The sequence below is a fragment of the Paraburkholderia sp. EG304 genome (assembly GCF_046543485.1).
Classification (GTDB): Bacteria; Pseudomonadota; Gammaproteobacteria; order Burkholderiales; family Burkholderiaceae; genus Paraburkholderia; species Paraburkholderia youngii.
Genome location: NZ_JBKGUA010000453.1, coordinates 1 through 255, shown reverse-complemented (window position 1 = coordinate 255; position 255 = coordinate 1). Strand labels below are relative to the sequence as shown.

Genomic DNA, 255 nt, shown 5'->3' with positions numbered 1-255 from the left:
CAGCAAGGGTAACGCTGTGCTGCGGAAGAAGCTTGGGCGCAAGCAACTGATCGAGTTCTTTGCAACCTATGCGACCTGCACGGTCGTCATGGAGGCGTGTGTAGGTTCTCACTTCATGGCACGCAAGCTGGCCACGTTCGGCCACGAAGTCAGACTGATTTCGCCGCAGTTTGTGAGGTCATTCGTAAAGTCAAACAAGAACGACTTCGTCGATGCCGAAGCGATCTGCGAAGCTGCATCGCGCCCGGCCATGCG

General features: G+C 56.5%; 1 pseudogene. It reads left to right on the top strand.

From position 1 onward, the window contains the following. Window positions 1–255 (top strand): annotated as a pseudogene (locus ACLFKU_RS44710) (IS110 family transposase); the annotation flags it as partial.